The 23,040-nt window shown below is 46.6% G+C and carries 22 protein-coding genes; 15 read left to right on the top strand and 7 right to left on the bottom strand.

The window, feature by feature from the left end; all coding sequences use genetic code 11:
- Positions 1-102 precede the first annotated feature (102 nt).
- On the bottom strand, positions 103-1,317 hold the full coding sequence (locus tag G3352_RS29840; RefSeq protein ID WP_163761602.1) for a sugar efflux transporter: 1,215 nt from the start codon (positions 1,315-1,317) through the stop codon (positions 103-105).
- A 205-nt stretch (positions 1,318-1,522) separates the two neighbouring features.
- Positions 1,523-2,899 (bottom strand): MFS transporter, encoded by a 1,377-nt coding sequence (locus tag G3352_RS29835; RefSeq protein WP_163761601.1) that lies wholly within the window; start codon positions 2,897-2,899, stop codon positions 1,523-1,525.
- Between the two features lie 211 nt (positions 2,900-3,110).
- On the opposite strand from G3352_RS29835, the gene G3352_RS29830 reads away from it, so the two are divergent.
- The 6 genes from G3352_RS29830 to G3352_RS29805 all read left to right on the top strand — a co-directional run bounded on the left by G3352_RS29830 (position 3,111) and on the right by G3352_RS29805 (position 7,236).
- A complete protein-coding gene (locus G3352_RS29830; RefSeq protein ID WP_053780179.1) occupies positions 3,111-3,434 on the top strand; it encodes an ArsR/SmtB family transcription factor in 324 nt (107 codons plus the stop codon).
- 141 nt (positions 3,435-3,575) lie between these two features.
- Positions 3,576-3,764 carry a hypothetical protein gene (locus G3352_RS29825; RefSeq protein ID WP_072735590.1) on the top strand — a complete coding sequence of 63 codons (189 nt, stop codon included), beginning with the start codon at positions 3,576-3,578 and terminating at the stop codon, positions 3,762-3,764.
- Positions 3,765-3,848: 84 nt separating this feature from the next.
- The gene (locus G3352_RS29820; protein WP_163761600.1) at positions 3,849-4,769 is read left to right on the top strand and encodes a helix-turn-helix transcriptional regulator; all 921 of its coding nucleotides are present in this window, start codon (positions 3,849-3,851) and stop codon (positions 4,767-4,769) included.
- Between the two features lie 25 nt (positions 4,770-4,794).
- Positions 4,795-5,793 carry a C39 family peptidase gene (locus tag G3352_RS29815; RefSeq protein WP_240343287.1) on the top strand — a complete coding sequence of 333 codons (999 nt, stop codon included), beginning with the start codon at positions 4,795-4,797 and terminating at the stop codon, positions 5,791-5,793.
- 13 nt (positions 5,794-5,806) lie between these two features.
- Entirely contained in the window at positions 5,807-6,823 is a 1,017-nt protein-coding gene (locus G3352_RS29810; protein ID WP_163761598.1) for a hypothetical protein, read from the top strand.
- A gap of 230 nt (positions 6,824-7,053) precedes the next feature.
- The gene (locus G3352_RS29805) at positions 7,054-7,236 is read left to right on the top strand and encodes an aspartyl-phosphate phosphatase Spo0E family protein (RefSeq protein WP_163761597.1); all 183 of its coding nucleotides are present in this window, start codon (positions 7,054-7,056) and stop codon (positions 7,234-7,236) included.
- A 61-nt stretch (positions 7,237-7,297) separates the two neighbouring features.
- Here the strand turns inward: G3352_RS29805 and G3352_RS29800 are convergent, their stop codons facing one another.
- Both G3352_RS29800 and G3352_RS29795 read right to left on the bottom strand, forming a co-directional pair.
- A complete protein-coding gene (locus tag G3352_RS29800) occupies positions 7,298-8,176 on the bottom strand; it encodes an ABC transporter permease subunit (protein ID WP_163761596.1) in 879 nt (292 codons plus the stop codon).
- Positions 8,177-8,188: 12 nt separating this feature from the next.
- On the bottom strand, positions 8,189-9,148 hold the full coding sequence (locus tag G3352_RS29795; protein WP_371129284.1) for an ABC transporter permease: 960 nt from the start codon (positions 9,146-9,148) through the stop codon (positions 8,189-8,191).
- A gap of 265 nt (positions 9,149-9,413) precedes the next feature.
- On the opposite strand from G3352_RS29795, the gene G3352_RS29790 reads away from it, so the two are divergent.
- The 9 genes from G3352_RS29790 to G3352_RS29750 all read left to right on the top strand — a co-directional run bounded on the left by G3352_RS29790 (position 9,414) and on the right by G3352_RS29750 (position 20,638).
- Positions 9,414-11,174: a sensor histidine kinase gene (locus tag G3352_RS29790; protein ID WP_163761595.1), complete on the top strand. Its 1,761-nt coding sequence runs from the start codon at positions 9,414-9,416 to the stop codon at positions 11,172-11,174.
- Positions 11,149-12,741 (top strand): response regulator transcription factor, encoded by a 1,593-nt coding sequence (locus G3352_RS29785; protein WP_163761594.1) that lies wholly within the window; start codon positions 11,149-11,151, stop codon positions 12,739-12,741. The genes G3352_RS29790 and G3352_RS29785 overlap by 26 nt, the downstream gene beginning before the upstream one ends.
- Before the next feature lie 99 nt (positions 12,742-12,840).
- Complete coding sequence (locus G3352_RS29780; protein WP_163761593.1) at positions 12,841-14,493, top strand: extracellular solute-binding protein; 1,653 nt, start codon at positions 12,841-12,843, stop codon at positions 14,491-14,493.
- A gap of 303 nt (positions 14,494-14,796) precedes the next feature.
- Positions 14,797-16,485, top strand: coding sequence for a DUF6138 family protein (locus tag G3352_RS29775; protein WP_163761592.1), 1,689 nt, complete (start codon positions 14,797-14,799; stop codon positions 16,483-16,485).
- A 69-nt stretch (positions 16,486-16,554) separates the two neighbouring features.
- A complete protein-coding gene (locus tag G3352_RS29770) occupies positions 16,555-17,601 on the top strand; it encodes a hypothetical protein (protein ID WP_163761591.1) in 1,047 nt (348 codons plus the stop codon).
- A gap of 247 nt (positions 17,602-17,848) precedes the next feature.
- Positions 17,849-18,607, top strand: a complete 759-nt coding sequence (locus G3352_RS29765; protein ID WP_163761590.1) for a hypothetical protein — start codon at positions 17,849-17,851, stop codon at positions 18,605-18,607.
- A gap of 42 nt (positions 18,608-18,649) precedes the next feature.
- Positions 18,650-19,612, top strand: coding sequence for a hypothetical protein (locus tag G3352_RS31365; protein ID WP_240343286.1), 963 nt, complete (start codon positions 18,650-18,652; stop codon positions 19,610-19,612).
- Positions 19,613-19,663: 51 nt separating this feature from the next.
- Complete coding sequence (locus G3352_RS29755; protein WP_163761607.1) at positions 19,664-20,350, top strand: hypothetical protein; 687 nt, start codon at positions 19,664-19,666, stop codon at positions 20,348-20,350.
- Between the two features lie 18 nt (positions 20,351-20,368).
- Positions 20,369-20,638, top strand: coding sequence for a DUF4176 domain-containing protein (locus tag G3352_RS29750; protein WP_090904639.1), 270 nt, complete (start codon positions 20,369-20,371; stop codon positions 20,636-20,638).
- Between the two features lie 92 nt (positions 20,639-20,730).
- Here G3352_RS29750 and G3352_RS29745 read toward each other — a convergent pair whose 3' ends face one another.
- The 3 genes from G3352_RS29745 to G3352_RS29735 all read right to left on the bottom strand — a co-directional run bounded on the left by G3352_RS29745 (position 20,731) and on the right by G3352_RS29735 (position 22,963).
- Complete coding sequence (locus G3352_RS29745; RefSeq protein ID WP_163761589.1) at positions 20,731-21,006, bottom strand: WXG100 family type VII secretion target; 276 nt, start codon at positions 21,004-21,006, stop codon at positions 20,731-20,733.
- A 227-nt stretch (positions 21,007-21,233) separates the two neighbouring features.
- Positions 21,234-22,337 carry a stalk domain-containing protein gene (locus tag G3352_RS29740; protein WP_163761588.1) on the bottom strand — a complete coding sequence of 368 codons (1,104 nt, stop codon included), beginning with the start codon at positions 22,335-22,337 and terminating at the stop codon, positions 21,234-21,236.
- Positions 22,338-22,756: 419 nt separating this feature from the next.
- On the bottom strand, positions 22,757-22,963 hold the full coding sequence (locus tag G3352_RS29735; RefSeq protein ID WP_063567093.1) for a hypothetical protein: 207 nt from the start codon (positions 22,961-22,963) through the stop codon (positions 22,757-22,759).
- Positions 22,964-23,040: the final 77 nt, after the last annotated feature.

Here is a 23,040-nt window from a genome sequence, read left to right as displayed (position 1 = left end):
GATTTGTCTCACGTTATGGGGTCAGTCCCCACTATAACTGCGTCCTTGGGGCTTTGTTTTGTTCAAGCTTTTACATTCACTCAGGATTGCATGCGGGTTTACTTAGAGTGAAAGTGTCTGACGTTTTTCTTTTGATAATTGTTGTGTGACAACAAGCATACCTAATGAAATCAGAACAAGGAGTAGACATACCCAATAGGAATTTCGATACCCCCACACTCCCGCTGTCCATCCCCCGACCAGACTACCAAATAATCTTCCCAACGTGGAGGCATTGGAATAGAGAGTTGACGCATAACCGGGCATGGACGGAAGCAGATCCTGCATGTAACTGATCCCGATAGCAGAGATGACGGCGACAAAGAATGCGAGCAATAGTTGTCCGGCCAGCAAGTGCCACAGTTCCGTGGAGAACAAAACGATTACATAATAAGCGGCACCCATCAGGGAGCCCCATAACATGAGTGAGCGGTTGGGATATTTTGAGGCGAGCAGACCCAAACCTAGCATAATGGGAATTTCAAGCCCCGCGCATAAACTGGAGATCCAGCCAACTTCCCGGGTTCCCCCACCCAGATGATGAATAATGAACAGAGAAGCATTCAGGTTATTCATCCAGTGTGCCATATACAGAAGTGTGGTAATGAGAAACGGCATGTAGATTCTTGCATCCTGATGCAATTTTATGTGTATGCCACCCGAAGATGCACCGATGGAGGAAGGCTCGGGAGCTTTTTTTAACAGAAAGAAAAATAATAACGCATTGATCAAAAAAATAAAACACGTTGAACTGAAAATGCCGATGTACCCAATATACGCAATCAATAAAGTTCCGAGTAAAGGTCCCGTAATAAACCCCAATGAAAACGCGGAGCGCAGGGTTGAATTGGCCACAGCATGATCTACGTCCGTTGCGGAATTAACCGCTTCTCTTGCAGCTGCGAACAATTGTGGCATAGCGGGAGATCCGAGCGCAGTCAATACCGTCATATAGATGAATAATAAAGTGAAGTCGTGAATCCACAGATACCCGGCAAATGCAAGAGCATTGCAAATCATGGCAGACACCAGAATTTTTTTGCGAGCCCCGGGTTGATCCGATCGTCTGGCGATCCAGGAACTGAACAGCACACCCGCCATAAGTGTTACTGCAGTGAATAATCCGAATGTTGCGATGGATACTTCAAGGCGGGTTGTAAAGTAGACCGCAAGAAAGGGCGCGCTGATTGAAATAGCCATACCTTGCAACAACATACAAACGAGAAACAGCCGGTATGTAGGGATACGAAATAGTGAATTAAACTGTTGAAGCTTCATGTGCGAAAGACATCCCCTTGATTTTATCATTTTCAAAATATCTATACGATCTGTTTATAATATAAGAATAACAGAGATAAAGTAATACGTATTGATATCTTATAGTCTAATAACAAACAAAAAAGCCAGAGATCAGACCCTATCGGTCCAATCCTGGCTTTCTTATATGAAGAATCTATTATAAGTAAGATCCTTTAAAACCTGCTTAGTGTGAAGCAACGGTTTTCTTCCGAGACTGCATTCTCAGATACACCTGGGAGAAAACAATGGATGCCAGAGCAACCACAGTCATGCCCCAGAAAATATTTGTATAAGCTGATGATAATGGCAATTGCTGCATGGCTGTCAATGCGACGCCAGTTACGGCAACACTAAATGCTCCACTGAAGAACTGGCTAAGCTGGAACAGTCCCATGCCTGCGCCTACCTGATCCATCGTCAGATTGCCCGACAACTCATTGGATACACTCGTTGTCAGTGCAGAGAAGCCTACGCTAAGCAGAATGTATACGGCCATAATGGCATAGATGCTGTCGTCTGCAAAAAGAGCAAACAATCCGGCAGCAGCGAGCAGCAACCATGGTGCGAACTTGAGCAGTTGTGTATTTCCGTGTCGGTCAATCATGCGGCCAATCCGATTGGATAACAGCATAGATACGATTGCACCCGGGAAGATGACAAGCCCGGACTGGGCCGGAGTCAGGCCATACAGATGTGCCAAAATTTGCGGCAATAGGAACAGCGTCGAGAAGTTGTTAATATACGATACAATCCCCAGTGAGCTGAGCATCATATATTTTTTGTTTTTGAACAGAGCTGGTTGAACAAAGGGATCAGCCGCACGGCGAATTCGTAACCAGAACAGGACGAGTGCAGCCGCACCAACAACGAGGGTTACCCATTCACGTGAAGTCAGGAATAGCAGGACACCGGTTGTTCCGATCGCCAGTAACAGCGCGCCGAGCAAGTCGAATGAACCCTTTTGCGGCATCTCACTTGGAAGCAGTCTGAAAAATACAGGGATCAGAAACAAGGTTAGTCCGGTAACGATAAACAGATCATGCCATCCGAGGAACTGTGTAATACTGCCACCGATCACAGGTCCGAGTCCAAGACCCAGTGAGCTGGCAGACATGACAACAGCCATGGATTTACCTCGGCGGTCACTCGGAATGTAACGAGTAATAAGAACAATAGCAAGCCCGGGTACAGAAGCTGCACCCGCAGCCTGAATCAGACGTGCAAGGAGCAGAAGGATAAAATGGTTACTGAAGAAACCAAGAACGGATGCCGCACCAAGCAGTGTAAGACCGGTCGTAAACAGAGTGCGAATTGGCACAAAATCCGATAGACGTGAGAACGTGATCGAGGAAATAGCAAAAACGATGGAATAACCGGTGACAATCCAGGAAGAAGAGACAGATGAGAGCATAAATTCAGCTGCAATTTTGGGCAGGGCCAGATTGAACATCATCGTATTCATAACGACAAGCACAACCGTAAAGCCCAGCAGACTTACGATTAACCCTTCCTGTATTCCTGCTGTCCGTTCCCCAGATGATGCAGTTGCGGTGTTGTTCATAAAAACCTCCTAGATTGATGTGTATTTCGCAACATTTCAGAAACGGTGTGTAACATTTGCAAAATGTGGTATAGAGTGAATCCCATGCTTGGCAGCAGGGGATACATAAACGAAATATGTTTGTAAGTTCGATTGGTATCGAACATTAGAAATATATCATGGAATTATGCTAAAATACAATGGATAGTCTGAAAAAAAGGAGACTACAACGATGAAAATTTTGCACCATCCTCAAGTGGAGGATATTGAACTTTCTTCCGTATTGTACGCTTTAAGTGATCCCATCCGTCTTGGGATCGTAACAGAAGCAGCCAGAAATGGTGAACAGCCATGCAGTCATTTTCGTGCACCTGTTGTGAAATCCACGATGTCACACCATATTCGGACACTGCGGGAAGCCGGAGTCATTCGAGTGAGAGTACAAGGTACACAGCATTTCCTGACACTAAGATCCGAAGATCTGGAAGTGCGTTTTCCTGGTCTGTTGCAGCCTTTGTTACAAGCGGCAGCTCAGTCCGAAATACATGATTCCTAGATAATGTCCTTTCTTCAAGTTGAAGAGGGGACATTTTTTTATGCTTGGTATATTCCATACTGCTGCGACATTCTATGTCGTACCACGTCCTCTATAATAACGGTGAACACACAAACCATATCGAAAAGAGGTTCACAAACGTTGGCAAAAACAAAAAGAGGACGCGTCCTGTGGAATCTACCATCCCGAGGAAGAGGAACTTGCCCGGTGTGCAGCAGCACCCGGATTAAATTGTTGTATTCGCAAACGAAAACAGATGGTACGAGTTTGAAAGTATGCAAAAAATGTTCCAAAGCTGTGCAGTCCAGAGTGGATAAGGTAACCGTGTAACATAACAGGCCTGTTCTTCGGAACGGGCCATGTCTTTTGGTATAATACAATTACGAAATACGGAATGAGCCAGGGGGCAGGGAAATGAGCAATATGCATCGTATTCATTGGTTTGACGAACAGATTCGGAGTGGACGTTTTCCGAACAGCAGCTGGCTTGCACGTGAATTTGAAATATCCCGGCGCCAGGCCCAGCGTGATATTGAATATATGGCGATTTCTCTCCGTGCCCCCCTGGTGTATATAGCAAAATATCGGGGGTATTGTTACGAGGATCAGACCTACCGGCTGCCCCATTTATATATGACGGAAGAAGAACAGCGGGTGCTTAAGTATCTGGCACATCGTTATCGGCATTACAATTATGATCAATCAGATGCGGTAAAGCGTGTGGCGCATTTGCTGGAGCGTTTTACGCTCGAGGAACAGCAGACAGGAAGCAGTCAGCTTCCTGTGTTTAAAGCAGATCCGCAGCAGCTTCAGTTCTTTGAGATTTTGTCCCATGCGATTGCCGAATCCCGCAAAGTACATATCCATTACAGAGATCATGCCGGAGAACGGCAATTTACCTGGTGTCCATTGAAGATGCTGTCCCAGTTCAACGCCGATTACGTGGTTGGTTATGAAATGGACCCTTTACAGCAAACGGCCATCCGGCTGGAGGGCATGATTCATGTGCAGATGATGAACGAGACGTTTCAGTGTCAGACAGACGGGTTGCTGGGTGCATGGGAAGAGGCGCTGCCTGTCCGTAAACCGTTTGTCGCTGAGATAAGACTGAGAGAAGTGCAGCAAACAGAGCTGTGGCAAGGATATCGAATTCGAGAGAAGCAAGATCAGGTTCACTGGATTGAATTTTATGATACGGATGCTTTCCTACAGCATTTGTTCATTAGCGAGTGGGAGGAACTGTTGTCTCCAACGTGGCTTAGACGAAAGCTTCAGCAAAGTGCTGAAGGCATAATCGATAGGCTCGCCGTACAGCGCAAGGCCAACGTGAATTAGAACAACCATGGAGAGGGGATTTTTTTTGACTGAAGTTGTGTTAGACAACCTGATCATGAAGAGGGAGTCCAAATCGTATGTGGATAGCCTACACGCTGTATTGACCCATGCGGGTCTGTTTCAGGGTTCCAAGTATGTGCTCGCTGGATATACGGGTATGGCATTCAAACTTTCAGTGCATCGCAGACTGCTGCCCATGTCGGTTACAGCCTATGGTCAATGGGGAGAATCTCATCGCCCTGGGATCGATAACTTGGGGATATTCACGATCTGGGATGGGGGACGTACACGTCATCCCACATTTGGGTATTACCAGCGGGATGCGGTAAATTGGGTGAAGCGCAGTCTGGATGAAGGCATCGGGGTGATCTACTGGATTCCGGAATTTGGTGTCATTCATGGGTATGATGACGGTGATCGCATCTTTTATGTGCAAGATGGCTGGAGCAAGGAACCACAGATTATGCTGTATGACAATTTCGGATTAAACTTCACCGGGTTCTGGTATTGTCAGGTCTTTGGTGAGCAGGTACATATCCCTGAACAAGAGATGCTGTTGGAATCATTGAGATTGGCGATTGAGGATTGGGATATCCCTTATCGTCTACTGCCTGATCGGAATATCGCTTCGGGCAGACTGGCGTATGATGTGTGGGTGCAAGCCCTTCGGAGTGGAGATTACGATGAATCGGGTGCTGTGTATATTTTGGAATCCTATTGCCAGTCCCGAATTGAAATTCAGATGTATTTGCAGAATGCGCGGGGGATATGGACCGAACTGGACCAAGCCTATGCATGTTATGAACAGCTTGGAGCATTGATTATGCAGATGAAGGGATGCCTGATTCAGGAACATAACAGATGGATTATGCAGGCAGACGCCACAGAGAAGCTGGCACAGGCTTTATTTGAAGCGAAAGTATTGGAAGAACAGGCTGTGGATTATTTTCGTTTGATATCCCTAAAGTATCCTGACCGCAAACGTTCCACTGTGCCACGTTGGGGAGCGCACTCGGCGAGATAGGAAGGAGGAAAGGATGGGAAGCAAAATACTGCCGGATTGGATTCATTCTACACAGAGCAGGAATTCTTCACGTGAACACGTATCATGGAACGGAGCGGGCTCCTATACAGATGCGATGTACCGAATTCTGGTGCATAAACAGTGGACGGATTTACCGCGTCACATGATTGCGGGCATGACCGCAAGCGTGTTTCGATTAGTAGTGGATCGGCGTCTAACGACAGAATCGATTTCGGCGTACAACTGGATGGCCGAGAACTTTGTAGCTTCTGATTTCATTGGTGTCACGACCGGACAACACGGGGGATTTTCGTTCGTGCCAACCTTTCCGCTCTATCAGAAGCAGGCCCTGCTGGATATCAAGGCTTCTATTGACCGGGGTGTGGGCGCTATTCTTTGGCATGATCAGTTTGTTATTTGTGCTGGATATGATGATGGGGAGCAGATGCTGTTCATTTGTGAAAGTGAAGGAGATGAGGTTGTTCATCTGCCCTATGATTCTTTTGGTCGGAACAGTACACCATACTGGTACTACCAGGTGCTTGAATCCCATGCAACCGTAGACGTATGGGAAGTGTGTAAGGAATCATTAATTCAGGCTGTGTACAAATGGGAGACCCATGATTACATGCTACCACCTCAGGATTACGCCTGTGGACCCGCTGCTTATGCAGCTATTGCTGATGCCCTACAATCTGGTGCATATGAAACCGATCAAGCTACCATTGTTTTGCGCTATTATGCCCAATCAAGAAATGATATGGCCTCCTATGTTGCAGAGCTTGAGCATTTGTCCAGTCAGATGAATCATGTGGTGCAGGCGTACGCGTTACTCGCAGACCTATATGCTCAGATGATGGAGAAGGTTGAGGATTCAACAGCTTGGGATGCGAAGGAACCAGGGCATGTGCTAAGGGTAATCAATCTGATTGAGCAAGCAGGGGAAACGGAACAGCGCGCCATTGATGCCATTAAACTGGCCTTCCCAGAGACGATTGGTAACCGTTTTGAGGATATTGGATTACGATGAATGGGCAGCGCATGGGGACAAAAAATACCGGATAAGGCTGGAAAGCCTATCCGGTATTTTTTTGTATTTTGCCACATCTGAGTCCGTTGCTCATCCTTATTTCAACCTGTACAAGAAAAAATAACCATAAATTTGATTTTGGGGTAATGTACAGCTCCCTTTGTTCCGAATATTATAATAGATGGTCTTTTTTGGATGGAGGATATTGAAGGACAACAGGGGGCGGGAGTATGGTGCATAATCCGGAAACCATTCAGGAATGTATCGAAAAGGCACGACAGAGACTCTACCAGATTGCAAATTCTCATAAAGAACTGTGGCATCCGGAGGTCATTCGTCAATCGATGGTTCTGGATGAACTAATTAATCAATATAACAATGCCATTCGCGGAAAGTCATCCCGAAGTAAATAACAGCGCGTTATAAATCTCGGGATGTAATGATGCGAATGCATTCAGTTATAGTATACGAACCCTATTCTTTTACAGCCCCAAGCACAATTCCTTTTACAAAGAAACGCTGCAAGAATGGATACACGAGCAGGATTGGCAGTGCCCCAATAAAGATCTGGGCTGCGTTAACGGTACGCTGCGACATGTTCTGAAGCTGCGTCGCATCGACATTCATATTGGAGAAATCCTGCTGCACAATAATGGTTTGCATTAACGTAGCGAGCGGGTATTTGGCTGCGTCATTCATATAGATCAACCCGTCGAACCAGGAATTCCACTGCCCCACCATCGTGAATAGAGAGATCGTAGCAATGGCCGGCATGGACACAGGCAGATAGATGCGGAACAATGTGGTGATATGGTTGGCGCCATCGATGAACGCTGCTTCTTCGAGCTCTTTGGGCACGTTACGGAAGAAGTTCATCATGAGAATCAGGTTCCAGACTGCCACAGCGCCCGGCAAAATCAGAGCCCACAGGGTGTTGATCAGTCCCAGCTTTTGAATCAGGATATAGGACGGGATCAGTCCGCCGCTGAACAGCATCGTGAAGATGAAAAACCACGCATACAGCGAACGTCCCTTGAAGTTCAGACTTTCCTTGGATAAAGGATATGCCGTCAGGGTGACCAGCACCATACTGAGCAGCGTACCGAACACGGTACGTTGCACTGAGATCCAGAGCGCGCTGAGAAAGTTACTGTTACCAAACGTTTTGGTATAGGCATCGACTGTAAAATCAATCGGCCAGAGCGTTACCAGATTGGCGGAAGCTGCCGCTTTACCGCTGAAGGAAACCGCCAGAATGTGGATAAGCGGCAGCACACACAGCAGCGAGACGGCCGCGATGAAGAACAGGTTGAAGCCGTTAAATATACGGTATCCGGTCGTTTTGTGATACACCTTAATTCCTCCTTAGAAAATGCGGTAATTGGCGATTTTGTAAGCCATCCGGTAGGCAGTAATAACGAGGAACATAGCAACAAAGGATTTAAACAAACCAACCGCAGTCGCAAAGCTCATTTTGCCATTCAAAATACCCATCCGGTAAACAAACGTGTCAATAATATCGCCTTTATCATATACAAGTGGATTGTACAAGTTAAAAATCTGGTCAAATCCGGCATTAAGAATATTCCCCAGTGATAGCGTTCCCACCACAATGATCATCGGCACGAGTGCAGGCAGCGTAATGTGTAGGGTCTGTTTAAGTCGTGTTGCCCCGTCAACTTCGGAAGCTTCGTACAGAGCAGGGTTAATGCCCGCAAGGGCTGCTAGAAAGACAATGGTACCAAATCCGAATTCCTTCCATACATCACTGATGACCACGGTTACACGGAACCAGTCGCCATCTCCCAGAAAGAAGATCGGTTCAACGCCAACGGCCGCCAGAACCTGGTTAATCAGTCCGCCTTCGGGGGAAAGCATGTCCAGCAGGATGCCGCCCAGTACAACCCAAGACAAGAAGTGGGGAAGGTATACCAGCGTCTGTGAGAACCTTTTGAACGTGGAGTTCCGTACTTCATTCAGCAAAATGGCAAACACAACCGGGGCCACGAGTCCGGCCACAATTTTCATGGCAGCAATCAGCACCGTGTTCCAGATGACCTGAACACTGTCCGGATATTCGAACATGAATCGGAAGTTATCCCATCCTACCCATTTGGAGCCGGTGAATCCCAGCCATGGTTTGAAATCCTGAAACGCAATAATAATGCCGCCCATAGGCACATAGGCGAACAACAATGTGAGCAGTACCGAAGGCAGCAGCATCAGATGCAGCGGCCAATTGCGTTTGAAATTCCAGCGGGTACGTTTACGTGGATTGTGTGTTGCCTGCCGCACCGGCGTATTGGTCGTTAGTGGTTGTTCCATAGCCATCAGGTCCCTCCTTTATATCGTCCAGCCTCTGCATAATGAGGCCAGTCAGCCTCTGCAAATAGTGGAGCAACTGAATTATAGCAATGGAAACGAGCGGGCTATAGAACAACATTTCAAGGCGGATGTTGATTTATTAACTTGTTAAAAATGTATACCGAATAGTGACTCATTTGAAATTCAGTATAGATATGTAAGGGGTTTCAATATAAAATAGGACTTCGATGTGTATCTTTACTTTAATCCGGGACAGGGTGAAGCAATGAAATTTACAGTATTCTCAAAAACAGTCATACTGCTGGTCTGCTTGCTGGTACCAATCTTGTTGCTCTATACCTACGCGAATCAGGCGAACGTGGATATGATCGTCGAGGAGAAGCAGCAGTCCAGCTTGAACCAGTTCAATTATTTTAGCTCTCAGGTGGATAAAAATATTGAACAGCTCTCGCTCTATGGGCTGACTTTACTGCGTGATCCAAGCATTCTACACTATCGTTACATGACAGAATCGACCAGCCAATATGAGAAAAACAGCATCTATCTCGATATTCTCGACAAATTGTCACTATACCAGTCCACCAGTCGTTGGAAGAACGATATTACCATTGTGCTGCCTCAGGCAGAGTTGGTATTGTCCACCATGTCGAACCGGACGGTCTTCAATGAGAAGATGTTGAAATTTCCACAGCCAGGGCGATGGCAGTTGGACGAAGGCAGCTTCACTTATTTCTTTACGGATAACTACGAGTGGAGTGAAAAACCTGTGACCACGGATGTACGGACGGTGATGGAGATTGATTTTGACCCGATGAACATTGTTGCCATGCTGGATGATTTCAAGGAGGCTCAGGGTGGAGATCCTTTTCTTCTCGTCCCTGGAAACGAGCCACTGTTAAATCGGAGTGCGGACCCCGAGCTCGTGGAAGCCGTGATGCGGGACATGCCATTAACCGAATTGGATAGTGAAGGCAACCATCAGCTAGAGGCGGGGGGCAAGCAGTACTTGGTCAGTTATGTGCTCTCCAAACAGCTAAACGGAATTTATGTTAACCCGGTTGTGCTGGATGATTTGCTCACGCCGATGGACAAGAGCCGAAATATGTTTATAACCTCGATTTTGCTGCTGCTTGTGCTCAGTATTGGCGCTGCTCTCTTGTTATATCGAAAGGTACAGGTGCCGATACAACGTCTAATGAGGGGCTTGCAGCAGATTCGCAAAGGACAGCTGTCCACACGAATTCCCGTCGATCATTCCCGTGATGAATTCGCTTATCTGACGCAGAGCTTCAATCACATGGCCGAGCAGATTCAGGAACTGATCGAAAAGGTATACGAGGAACGCATTCGCTCACGGGAAGCGACGTTGAAGCATCTGCAATCACAGATCAATCCTCATTTCCTGTACAATTGTCTGTTTTATATTAAAAATATGACGCAGCTCGGCAACCGCGAAGCGGTTATTGCCATGTCGCTCAGTCTGGGAGATTATTATCGCTACATCACACGTGATGAGAACGATATGACGACCGTGGAAGAGGAAATCCGGTTGTTGGACAATTATTTGTCCATCCAACAGATGCGAACCAACCGTTTGTCGTATGAGATTGCCGTACCGCAAGAACTGATGCAGCAGCACATTCCAAGGCTGCTGATCCAGCCTATCGTGGAGAATGCAGTCATTCACGGCATTGAACCGATGGAGGGTAGCGGTCACATCGTAGTTACAGGCATGGCAGCACAAGAGCAAATCGATGGAAGGGAATACACACGATACAGTCTGTTTGTCGATAACGACGGTGTCACTTTGACGCCGGAAGAGATTGCTAGTCTTGAACGGGAAATTAATGAACCGATGGGTGAAGAAATAGGCACGGGTACCTGGAATGTACACCAACGACTCGTTACACGATATGGTCATTCTTCAGGGCTTCATTTTGGAGCGATCCCTTATGGGGGTCTCAGTGTGGAAATACGATGGTTTGAGGAGGAATATCCTAATGATGAATCTAATGGTCGTGGATGATGAACATTCAGCGGTGGAATCGATTGCAGCCTCCATACCGTGGAGAGAGCATGGGATTGGGCATGTATATAAGGCGTACTCGGTGAAAGAGGCATTGCAGCAAATGGCGGCACATCAGGTCCATATTATCATCACCGATATTCGTATGCCGGGCTTGTCCGGTCTAGATTTGGTGAGTCATATTCGTCAAAAGTGGGAACGGACTAAATGTATTATTTTATCTGGACACGCATCCTTTGATTATGCGAAGCAGGCACTCCGGCATGGAACAGTGAGTTATCTGCTGAAGCCAGTTCGGGATGAGGAGCTGATCGAAGCTGTGCAGCAGGCCTCCGTCCAGATTCGGCTGGAGGGAGAGAAACAGTTGATGCACCAGCGCGCCATGTATTCGGTGAGGGAACATTTACCGGAGAAGCGGGCGGGATTAATGAAGGATGTACTGCTCGGACATAAATTTGTAGAGAGCGAACTTGTGGAGAAGCTGGAGCAATTAGAGATTGGATTCCGTCCCCAGGATAAAATGCAGCTGTTGCTCATCCGTTATGATGACCCACAACCAACGCACAAAGCATTCCGTTTGATGAAATACGCCATCTCCAACGTCGTGGAGGAAATCTTTGGCAGCAGTTATCATCTCTGCCATACGGACGATGCGTATGATGATCTCGTCTTCATGGCAAGTCCGAAACAGGCACAGTCTGAACCTGAACTACTGATGGGGCGGCTCGGAGAACGGCTGCTTCACAGTGTGAAGCAGTATTTGAATGCGACGATTTCACTGTCAGTCAGCCGGATAGGCCGTTTTCCAGAGCATGTTCCACAATTGTATCATCAGGCTGTGAGTGCCTTACGCAAGCAGGCGGAAGCAGGCAAAGGACTACATCTCAATGTGGCTGCCGGCTCCCATGGAGCAACATTGAAATCACTTGCTGCGCTGTATGAGCCACCCGGATTAACCTCACTGTTGGAAGCAGGACGGATGGAGGATGCAAATCGCAAAATTGATTCGATTTTCGCGGAGTTATCGGATAGCGTGTTCCCGGAGCATGTCTATGTTGCTTTTCACTATCTCGCAGCCGCTTTCTCGTACATGGCTCATCGGGAGGGCAGACAGTTATCGGATGTCCTTGGTGAGCAGTATCAGCAACTGTTGAAGGATGGTTACGGCGTGTCACTTCGTAGTCTGGAAGCATGGACCCGGAGCGTGATGGAACAATGGGCTCTAAGCACAACCGACACGGGCCAGGAAAGTGGATCGAGCATGATCAGGCAGGTTCAGCAATGGATTGACCATCATCTGGGCGAAGATCTTTCCTTGCAGGTTATTGCCGGGGAGGTACATCTGCACCCGGTATACTTATCCAAAATGTATAAACAATCGACGGGTGAAGGCATCAGTGATTACATTATCCGTTCCCGAATGGAACGTGCTGTTCACTTGCTGAAGCACACGGCTATGAAGATTTATGAAGTCGGTCAGGAAGTGGGATATAACAATACTCCTTATTTCATTCAAGTATTCCGCAAACATTATGGCTTGACCCCGCAGGATTTTCGGAACGGTTAACAAATCAATATGAACATTGAAATTGTGATATATGTTTGCTTCCCCGGCTGCACTATCCTTTTCATGTAAGGGCATTCAAAGTGATTGAGGAGGGGTTTCATGTATAGAAAAATGATGACTGCATTGCTTGCACTGACGATGGTTGCCGTAACGGCATGCAGTTCGGGGGCAAAAGAAGAACCATCCAAGGAAGCGGCTACGCCACTTGCGCTGCAAGACGGTAAGTATGAACCTGCGGTTCAGATGAGCTATTTGCGAGCCTGGAATGATGATACAAAGTTTAAGAACGGAGAGACTGCACAGAACAACGTGCACACCAAATGGGCCAAAGAACGTTTGGGCATCGACCTGACCACACCGTGGGCTGTCTCCGTGACCAATGATGCTTTTTACACGAAGCTTCGTCTCTCCCTGTCAGCCAATGAAGAGCTGCCGGATATCGTCTCCATTCGTGGTGACTACAATCTGGTACGTGAGTTGATTGAGTCGGGTAAATTCGCCGATGCAGGTGAACTGTTCGACAAGTATGCATCCGACACATGGAAAGGGGCTGCCGAATCCGCACCGGAAGAGTGGTACCCGTACATGTATGAAGGCAAACGGTATGGTATCCCGATCTTCGACTATGCCTACAACGGCGACCCGGTTATGTTCATCCGTGAAGACTGGCTGAAGAAGTTGGGACTGGAAGAACCTAAAACGATCGATGAGCTCGTCACGGTGATGGATGCATTCACGAATAAAGACCCGGATGGTAACGGTAAGAAAGATACGTACGGTCTGACGGTCGGCATGAAAATTGCTCTCAATACCTGGATGACCGAATCCGGCTGGATCTTCGGAATGTATAACACGATGCCAGGACAGTGGAATCTGAATGCAGAAGGAACACTGGAATACGGCTCGATTCAACCGGGTGTGAAAGAAGGACTTGCAACGATGAAAGACTGGTTGTCCAAAGGCTATCTGCCGAAGGAAGCCGGCGTATATGATGAAATTAAGGCAGCCGAGCTGTTTACAGCAGGAAAAGCCGGAATCATTGTGGGACCACACTGGATGCCGAACTGGCCGATTGATGATGTGAAGAAAAATGTGGACGGCGCTACCTACAAAGCAATTGCCCTACCAACCGGACCGACTGGCGAGAGCCATCACCACGGTTCAGGTGCCGGCAACGGGGTCGTGTTGATCAATAAGGATATGGCAAACCCAGAAATTTTCTTCACATATCAAAATTATTTGTTTGATAACTTCGCCAATCCAGAAGTGGGTGGGGAGTTCGAACATGGCTTTGCCCAAGGGTATGACTTTGATATTGTAGACGGCAAAGTGCTTGGTGAAGCTGATTTGAAAGACGGCGTATCCCCGCTGAAGTATACACTCACTTATGATGGTGCGCGTATTCCGAACCTGATGATGGATACACTGGCTGAGCTTGCTACAGGCAAGGAGCCTGAAACACCATTTGAGAAAAATACAAGTATTGCAAACAAACCGGAAGTGTTCGCTGCGGCTCAAGTCGTGGTAGCTCATAAGGATGATGCAATCAAGAACAAATTCACGGGTGCACCTACGGATACGATGAAAATGAAGAAAGATGCGCTCGACAAGCTGGAGAAAGATACGTTCAGCAAAATTATTTACGGTCAGGTTGGCATCGATGAATTTGACGCGTTCGTGACTAAATGGAAATCCATGGGCGGCGATCAAATCACAACGGAAGTCAATGAATGGTTCAAAACAGTTAATTAATACCGTGAATAATTCACCAGATGAATCATACTAAAGTAATACAAGAAGGAAGAAGTATTTCGTGAATATACCGGATTTGGGCGGAAAGTCGCCTGAATCCGGTGTTTTTGTTTTGTGTACGGAATGCTTAGACATGTAAGAAAGAGCTTATCCATTAATTTCTCTGCGTACAACCGTGCGTAAGACTTATTGTTTCGCAGATGCGTGAGAGAGTAAGATAATAGGTAATATACGAACATCAATACGTATTTTTAGCATAGATGGTTTGAGGAATGATCTGATAAATGGGAAGGCGGTCGAAGCATGAGTACACTCTATGATCAGGCAATGGAAGAGATGATTGAGGTCATTGAAGAATGGTTTAGTGAACAGATGAAGCGGGATGACAAGGAAAAGGCCGTGAAGCGAACAACGCTGCAAATGGGGATCTTTAATGATATTTTGCTGGATTACAGACCTGGACGGACCACGGTAGACAGTGTGGATCTTGGATTGGATGAGGGATTGAAATCGAAGAATCCTGGTCCCTTTACGGGGGAACAGGTGCGGAATGAGATCCAGCCCAAGCTTGTAGAAGTGATTCAAGAGAAATTGGACAAGCTGGCGGATACACCGTTGATCGACTATCGGTTTACCTTTCGCGGGAAATTCCCAACGACAGAAGGAAAGCTGCAAGTGACCATGCTCGAATATATCAACGAAGAGAAAAGGCAGCAGTTGCTTGAGCGCATTCATACATACGTAGACCAGAAGCTGCTGAAAGGTTCATATCCAACAAAGCCGTTGGAATCCTTTTTTTTGACGCGTCACCTGCTTGACCCGAAATTGTTCCCTGAACTGGACGTAGCGTGGACTACAGCGCAATATGATCGCATACAGGAGTTAAATAAAGGGCGTCAGGAAGCTCTGGCGGAGCACCGTGGTGATATTATTCGTGCGATAACGTCATGGGCGGAGAATCATTTTTTGCCACGCTACTTTGATGTACAGTCTTCTGCATACAGCGCCAATGTATATACACTTAAGCCAGGTGCTTCTTTGGAGGAGGACCAGCCCCAGAGTGAGCATGGGCAGCATATGGCAAAGCCTATCGATCTGCTGCTATATGCAGCCGTGATGATTCTTCGTTATGAGCCTAGTTACAGTAAACCGAAAGGCCTTACTTTCTTGGAACTGGCCAAACAATTGGGCAGTAGCCGCGCGGTTCGTATGATGACGGAAGGTAGCGGAACCTATGCCAAGGAAGATATCCATTTGAAAAATGAGCAGGTGGAGTGCACCGCGAACGATGTGTTCTCGATCATTACTATCATCATTCGAAAGGAAGAAGTGTCTGCGTATGAACAGGCTATTGCTTTTATCACCCGTTTGTTGAAGCAGGGCTTCCCCAAAAGTTACAAGATCAAGCTCAAATCCAGCGTGAAGCAGTATCTGTCGATTAAAGGGCTTGCGAAGTCGGATACCCATCGATTTTTCGCAAACGCGCTGGAGTACCCGGAGCTGCGTCCACTGCTTGAAGAATATGCACGTGCAGCGATCGAAGAGTTCGAATTTTATGCAGATACAGAGGGTGAAAAGAACTGTATGCCAGGCAGCTATGCAACCTTCGGACTTGGGTTGGCAAATGAGCGGTATTTCCCGTTGGTTGAATATTACATGGGTGAAGTGGATGATGAGCACCAGTTGGTACAGGACAAATTCACCGTTGCCTTTGCTGAGACTCATGGTGTAACGGCCAGTTCCATACCTGCATTAGTTGCCTGTTTGCGTCGTTCTACGGATTCCCTGAAGCTGAAGATCCAGCCTGAGCTGGAGGATGAGGAGAAGCTTGAACTTCTGGTCCAATCGCTGCAAGGAATGGAAACCTATGAAGTGGAGCGTGTGGTGTATCCGATCTGGGGAAAGGTAGAGAAGCTTGCAACGCTATCACGCAAGGCTGAGGGAAGACGGAAAGAATTACTGTTGGGGCTGTTAAAGGCTGCGGGGAAATAAGGATATGGCCGTGAGGGCTCTACAAGGTTGATGTGATGTATAAGGATACAAGTAAAGGTGGATGAATGTATGAAGCCATTAAATCGGGATGTATGGGAAGGGATGTCCGCTCAGGAAAAGGAGGAGCGGCTGCGTGATTTGGTCAGTCATTTTCCCACAGGTATGAAGTATGGAGGATTGGAGACATTTGAACGATTCGGTCAGCGAATCGAGACAGTTGTATTTTCGTATGATGAGCAGAGATTTGTGTTTGTGCCTGGTGATCGGGTGACACTCGGCTGGGATCGTTGGCAGGATGGGATGAATGAGCAGACCTCCTCAGATTTACTGGAGACAGTCAGTGAGTATGGTGTGGAGGACGTGGATTCTTTTTTAAGTAGCCAGATGTCCTCGGTTAGGGAAGTGAACATTGCTCCCATGCTGGTGGAGTGCAGCAACCATTCACTTGGTTGGTTTGAAGTGACGGAAGCTGAAGCGATGGCACAAGAGAGTACCTATTTTGTAGAAGAGTTGGAGAAGTTTAAGCTGTCCGATCTGAACCAGTATGAACTGCATCAAGAGTTCCGTCTGGTTCGTCAAGGTGAGGCAGTACAGATATTTTGGTTCAATGAAGATTTGACGTTGGAGTATTTAATCGAGGAAGAAGCAAAAGCGGGTTTTGGTTTGCTTACTGAAGATGAGTGGGAGTATCTGTACGGAGGGGGTTGTCGCACGTTATTTCCATGGGGGGACAGCTTCGACTACACGATGAAATTGAAATATTTTGGAAGCCTCGAAGAGGTGGAGGGGATTGTGGAAGAATCGGCAGAGTCGAACCCTTCTCTAGTAGTCGAGAATGACCGTCCGTATGATCTGGAGCTGCCCAATTTTTTTGGTGTCCAGTTTGCTGGAGATCCCTATAACTATGAGCTTACGCTTGATGTTTCTGGAAACATGATACCCAAAGGTGGCGACGGTGGCGCGATGATCTGTGGTGGCATGGGTCCGTTGGTCGGTTTCCTACCTGCTGCGGCCGTATACTATCAAGACGGTAATACAGGGGAGTTGGACTGGGAGGATATGATCGATTATATGAACTATCGGAGAGTGATTCGTTTAGCGGATTTGGTAAGTTGAATTTTATAGTGGACAAATTAGTAGGGAGACGGCGTCATTTGCTGTGCCCCTATGCATTTTTTGGGTAAATATAATCAGGTTGATCATCCCAATATCAGGAGCGTGGGCGCATTGAGCACAGCTACATATCCTTTTACAATAAAATGATAGACTTTTCCATATCATCTTTAACCCTATACTAAGGAAAAGAGGGAATGACTTGCCTTCATATACATCGTTTGAATGTTCCGGCCGAGAGGCCTTGTTTTTGTTTCAACTGATGAATATTCCCGAAGCGGACCAGCTTATCAGGGATCTGAATGATCCTTCATTGGAGGGTGAGCAGGCGGAGTACATGTATAAACAAGTTGTTAACCGTCTGGTTAAAGATAGTGTCATTGAAGTAGATGATGGACAAGTCACCCTAGATCCGCAAGTACATAGCCTGCTGATGGGGTGTAAGCTTAGTAGTGCAGTTACCCGACTTGATCTGCATATAGCGGATGGTGAATCGTCCGTGACTTATGGTTTTTTGTCAGGCATGCAAATTGTAGAATGGGTATGGGTACTCACACGGGATCAGGCGGTACTATCTTCTTACGAGGAATTGCAGGATCTGTTCCAGGTCATCGGGAACCGGATTGAGTTGCCCGATACGGCAGAGGAAATGATGCGCACACCCATTCAGGCAGAAACATTGCAGCAACTATCTGCGTTACCGATCGGATCAGACATCGAGACCATGCAATCGATTCTACAGCAGGACCATCATCTCAATGAATCGTTGATCAACGAGTTATCCCATGCTTTCGAGACGATCCGGAAACGGGGACAATTTGACGTGTACACTCGCGGCACGGAGGGTAAGCCGCAAACCATATACTTTCTGGGCAGTACCAATGGCAATTGGTTATTCCTTGAAGGGAAAGATACAGATCTGACAGCATTCAAGGTGACCGAAGAAGAGTTGGTGCAGAGTCTGTTTTTACTAACGACACGTTCATTATCTACGTTGCCTGTGGTCTAAACCACATGGAATCATCTACGTAAGTTGAAGGAGGAAGTCCAGTTGACCAAAATTATCATGAAAGCGGACTACCTGAACTCCCTTGCACAGCAGATTGAACAGGTTACCGCACAGCTGCAGCAGGTAGATGGCACTCTGCAACGTTCCATTCAGGGTGCAGCCTGGCAGTCGGGGAATCGTGAAACTATCATCGGGTTATACCAGACACACCAGCAACGGTTTCAGAACGCTGGACAGAATATGCAGCAACTGGCGGCATTTGTGAAAACCACCCGTGAGCGAATGGAACAGGAGGATCAGTCAGGTGGTACATTTGGGCTGACCGGAATTAATCCAATCGCTCCATTTGACGGACCAGGAAGTACGGTAGGAACACTGACGGGAGCCGCGGCTGTTGCCCGGTTGGGATATCGCGTGAAAAATGGCTACATGGTCAAGCCACAGCTGGACCGGAATACGCCACGTATTTTGGTTCGTGAAAGTTACGATTCGGTCAAAGATAACAAGATTGTGAACGGCAGACCAAGAGACTACAAAATTCATTATGTCCGTGACATCGAAGCCAAACTTACCAATGGAACCGCTACCCCGCAGATCAGGGAAATAGCATCTATGGTCAAGCCGGGTTATGCGGTCAAATCTGCATTAACAGACAAGCTGGGATGGGCAAGTGTTGGCATTGATGTTTTCACAGATACCCAGGAGAACATTAGCCATAATGCATCTAGTGACAAAATTGCTGGCGATATTATCGGTAACGTTGTTGTCGGCGGAGCAACAACCGTCGGCGCGACACTCCTGACAGCGGCTATTCTGCCTGCAGCAGCACCTGTGTTGGCAGTAGGCGCAGTTGGTTTGGGCGTATCCGTAGGCCTGACTTATCTTGCGGAAGGAGTAACGATGAATATGGATCTGGATGGCGATGGGAAGGATGATTCTGTGAAGGATGTCGTTAAGCATGGTGCAAAGAAAGCCTGGTCTACAGTAGCGGGGTGGTTTAAATAAATGGCAAGCAAAAAACGTAAAACTTCAACGACCATCGCCTCGGTTTCTGCGATGTATGAAGGAACGCCCTATCATCGGGATACATTCGAAAATTATCTGGCTGTATATGCGGTAGATGGCATTCGATTCAGTGCAGGGACGCTGGTGCTTTTCTTTCTTAATATATTCCTGTTAATTCCCGTATTCAGTGTTCCGTTCCAATCCGCATACGCCTATATTCTCCTGCCACTGCTAGCCGTGATGAATGTGTGGGCCATCGCGCTGATTGTGGCACCACGAAGGTTGCAGCTGAATTATGTCCTGTTTCGGGGTGTGTTTGGGATCGTCTGTTCTTTGGGTTTTATGGTCATTGTGCAAAAGTTCGCATATGGCATGTTAGGCCTTACAACGCCGTGGTACGCCATTGGATCATTTGTCTTATATGGATTTGCCTTATATCAGTATGCGAAGTTTCATTTGCGTAAACTGCAACAGTACCCTCAGCGGAAAAAAGGGGATACGGGCGCTAGAATGCCAGTAGCTACGCTAACGATGTTAACGGGAGCTGGATATCTTCTGGCCAACATTTCACTGGCGTTTGTTACGCAGCAGACCGTAGCTGTTGTGCTCATCTGTGTGTACATTATGCTGGCTTTTGTCGTATTTCACTTTATTATGGATGTGCACCGATACTACTGGCTTCGCCGGGTGTTGATCAAGTCTGATGAGGTTCATGCCAATAATAAAAACATAAAATGATAAAGGAGGACGATCACTATGGAAAAAGAAACATCCACTTTATTGCCTACTGGCTCCGTCATCCTTTTAAAAGAAGGCACCAAAAAGCTGGTCATCTATGGACGCAAGCAAATGTTGATGACGGAACCACCACGTCAGTTCGATTATATTGGCTGTTTGTACCCGGAGGGGTATATCAATGCGGATTATACGTATGTATTTAATCATGAAGATATCGAAGAGATTATTTTCAGGGGTTATGCAGATGAGGAAGAAGAGGCGTTTGCTGTAAGTTTGAGTGAATCATAGAAATTGCAAAAAGCCATGGCCTTGAAGGAATGATAACTCATCTTCGGGTACATGGTTTTTTTTGGCAATGTGATGTGGAATGTGCTTTTGCGTTATCGGGACTGATCCGCTTCACGAAAACGGGTCGCCGTCTGCTGAAGACTATTGCTTGTCTCCTGCAAACCACGCAAATAATGGCTCACAGACGTCAGGCTATCATTCATTCGTTGTAGAAACTCACGCTGACGCTCACCTTCCCACTGACCTTCAGACTGGTCAATCATCGTTTTGAGCTGCGTAAGGATATCATGTCCATTCTGCGAGGCCTTGTTAAATTCACTTGCAAGTTGCTGCAGTTCCTCTGGGGATAGGTCGATCCGCTGGTTCATTAAGTACACTCCTTATCTTTTCTTCTGTTAGGTGCAGTATACTTCATTATAACGCTATTCATTATGAAATGAATCCGGACAAAAGCAGTGTTTTCAGAATCATAGAGATCATCTTGTATAGGACAAAACACACATCTAATCTGTTCCTCAGCACAGGAAGAACAGAGTGATATGTGTTTGTTATGTTGTATGATTTTCCGTATGATTCCTTGATTTTTGCTGCGAAATTATTTCACTTTTTGCACAGATACAGCCATTTGTTCCAGCTGTGTGTGAGTCAATGCATTATTTGCCGAGCTGAGGGTCACATAGCGATCATCCAATTTGAACGTCAGCATGTCGGTTTGATCCGGTGTGTACCACTTGCCGGTAACGCCGTTTGGCAGTTTAACATTTTTGCCATCATAGCTGAAGGAATAGTCTTTAGGTGACACCGTGACATTCATGTGATTGAAGACAAAGTTTACACCATCACCGCCAGCAGCAACACTTTTGAATGAATCCCCGGCAATCATGTGTTGTGGTGCGTAAGCAGTCTCAAATCCTTGGAATTTCGCAAATGCTTTGCGGATGGCAGCCGACTGGTCTTGTGTATATTTCACATCAGCGAAGCCCGTAACGCCCTGATCGTTACCTTGTACCTTTTGCACAGATACAGCAACTTGCTGCAACTGAGCCTGAGACAGCTTATGGTCAGGTGAGCTTATTGTGACATAACGATCATCCAGTTTGAACGTGAGCATACCCGTTTGATCGGGTGTGTACCATTTGGCTGTGACGCCATTGGACAATTTTACGTCTTTGCCATTGTAACCGTCCGAATAATCTCTTGGAGACACATCCACTTTCATATGGTTAAAAGTAAAGCTTACTCCATCTCCGCCAGCGCCTACACTTTTGAACGTATCACCTGCAATCATCTGTTGAGGAGCGTATGCTGTCTCGAAGCCATCGAACTGTGCAAACGCCTTTTGAATGGTTTCTTTTTGCGCTGCGCTATAGGTTACATTGCTCAATGTGGAAGGATTGCTTGGAGCTTCTCCGATGATCACCTGTCCTTTTTTACCGTCATACGATACAGGTACATGCAGCGCATCAGCAATCGCACGTACAGGCAGATAAGTTGAATTGTTGTAAGTGATTGGAGCCAGTTTCTTGCCGTTGCCATCCGTTGGTGAGTATGCCGCACCATTTACATTGAAGCTGATCCCATGATTGAGATATGCCGAGATTTTCTCGAGTTGTGTTCCTGCGAATACACCCGTTGCTCCTGTTAATGTCATGCCCAGTACCATCATCGTTGCTGCGGATTTCTTCAAGTTTTTCTTCATGTGTATAACTCTCCTTTAAATTGTGTTTTTTATAATGGCTTGCTGTCCTTATGGCTTTATATTACCCGCTGAACATATCCAGAATAATTCTGAATTATCTCCAACTTGTAAACATGTGTAAGGATCTTGGCATTTGGAATTTGTTATTTATAGAGGAGAGCATTCACATTATAGATGTTGAAGAAGCAAGGAGAGAGAATTAGAAGAGATTGCAGCTGACTTTGAACAGGGATATATACAGGAAGGTAAGTCTTTCCGCAGGAAAAGTCTTTACGAACAATTACATACGTGGGTGATACGTGGACTCTTGGCCATCATAAGAGAGAGGGGAATGGTTCGCCAAACCATCCCATATGTACAACGAAACCTTGAATTAATCAAAAAGTTCAGGCATGTACTTTGCTGAGAGTAAGGGCTATTCAGTTCACTAAATACAGGACGAAACCGCCTATGCCGAGAACGATGGCACCAACGTATACATAGGTAAGTTTGCTCAGATTTTGCTTGGTCCTGCGATCATACTCGGGATTACTGGTTTGATTCGCTTTTGAATTCCCGATGATCATGGTAGCAATTCCACCAAACAGGGCAATGCCAATAATTAAAATATAGGGCAGCAATGTCATGCGATGACCTCCTTCATTGAAATCAATCGTTCTTTTCATTGTACTTCAAGTTCACCTTGGATGTAAGCTTTTATTGA

This window comes from Paenibacillus sp. ALJ109b (assembly GCF_010747435.1).
Taxonomy (GTDB): domain Bacteria; phylum Bacillota; class Bacilli; order Paenibacillales; family Paenibacillaceae; genus Paenibacillus; species Paenibacillus taichungensis.
Note: the sequence above shows the minus strand (reverse complement) of the source record. Positions and strands in the feature narration are given on the sequence as shown.

Excerpts from the sequence above, each read along its gene's own strand:
- G3352_RS29735 (WP_063567093.1), bottom strand. The coding sequence starts at position 22,963 with ATGACATTGCTGCCCTATATTTTAATTATTGGCATTGCCCTGTTTGGT.
- G3352_RS29780 (WP_163761593.1), top strand. The coding sequence starts at position 12,841 with ATGTATAGAAAAATGATGACTGCATTGCTTGCACTGACGATGGTTGCC.
- G3352_RS29745 (WP_163761589.1), bottom strand. The coding sequence starts at position 21,006 with ATGAACCAGCGGATCGACCTATCCCCAGAGGAACTGCAGCAACTTGCA.
- G3352_RS29755 (WP_163761607.1), top strand. The coding sequence starts at position 19,664 with ATGTATGAAGGAACGCCCTATCATCGGGATACATTCGAAAATTATCTG.
- G3352_RS29810 (WP_163761598.1), top strand. The coding sequence starts at position 5,807 with ATGGGAAGCAAAATACTGCCGGATTGGATTCATTCTACACAGAGCAGG.
- G3352_RS29820 (WP_163761600.1), top strand. The coding sequence starts at position 3,849 with ATGAGCAATATGCATCGTATTCATTGGTTTGACGAACAGATTCGGAGT.
- G3352_RS29750 (WP_090904639.1), top strand. The coding sequence starts at position 20,369 with ATGGAAAAAGAAACATCCACTTTATTGCCTACTGGCTCCGTCATCCTT.
- G3352_RS29775 (WP_163761592.1), top strand. The coding sequence starts at position 14,797 with ATGAGTACACTCTATGATCAGGCAATGGAAGAGATGATTGAGGTCATT.
- G3352_RS29840 (WP_163761602.1), bottom strand. The coding sequence starts at position 1,317 with ATGAAGCTTCAACAGTTTAATTCACTATTTCGTATCCCTACATACCGG.
- G3352_RS29785 (WP_163761594.1), top strand. The coding sequence starts at position 11,149 with ATGATGAATCTAATGGTCGTGGATGATGAACATTCAGCGGTGGAATCG.
- G3352_RS29805 (WP_163761597.1), top strand. The coding sequence starts at position 7,054 with ATGGTGCATAATCCGGAAACCATTCAGGAATGTATCGAAAAGGCACGA.
- G3352_RS29830 (WP_053780179.1), top strand. The coding sequence starts at position 3,111 with ATGAAAATTTTGCACCATCCTCAAGTGGAGGATATTGAACTTTCTTCC.
- G3352_RS29835 (WP_163761601.1), bottom strand. The coding sequence starts at position 2,899 with ATGAACAACACCGCAACTGCATCATCTGGGGAACGGACAGCAGGAATA.
- G3352_RS29795 (WP_371129284.1), bottom strand. The coding sequence starts at position 9,148 with ATGGAACAACCACTAACGACCAATACGCCGGTGCGGCAGGCAACACAC.
- G3352_RS29770 (WP_163761591.1), top strand. The coding sequence starts at position 16,555 with ATGAAGCCATTAAATCGGGATGTATGGGAAGGGATGTCCGCTCAGGAA.
- G3352_RS29790 (WP_163761595.1), top strand. The coding sequence starts at position 9,414 with ATGAAATTTACAGTATTCTCAAAAACAGTCATACTGCTGGTCTGCTTG.
- G3352_RS29740 (WP_163761588.1), bottom strand. The coding sequence starts at position 22,337 with ATGAAGAAAAACTTGAAGAAATCCGCAGCAACGATGATGGTACTGGGC.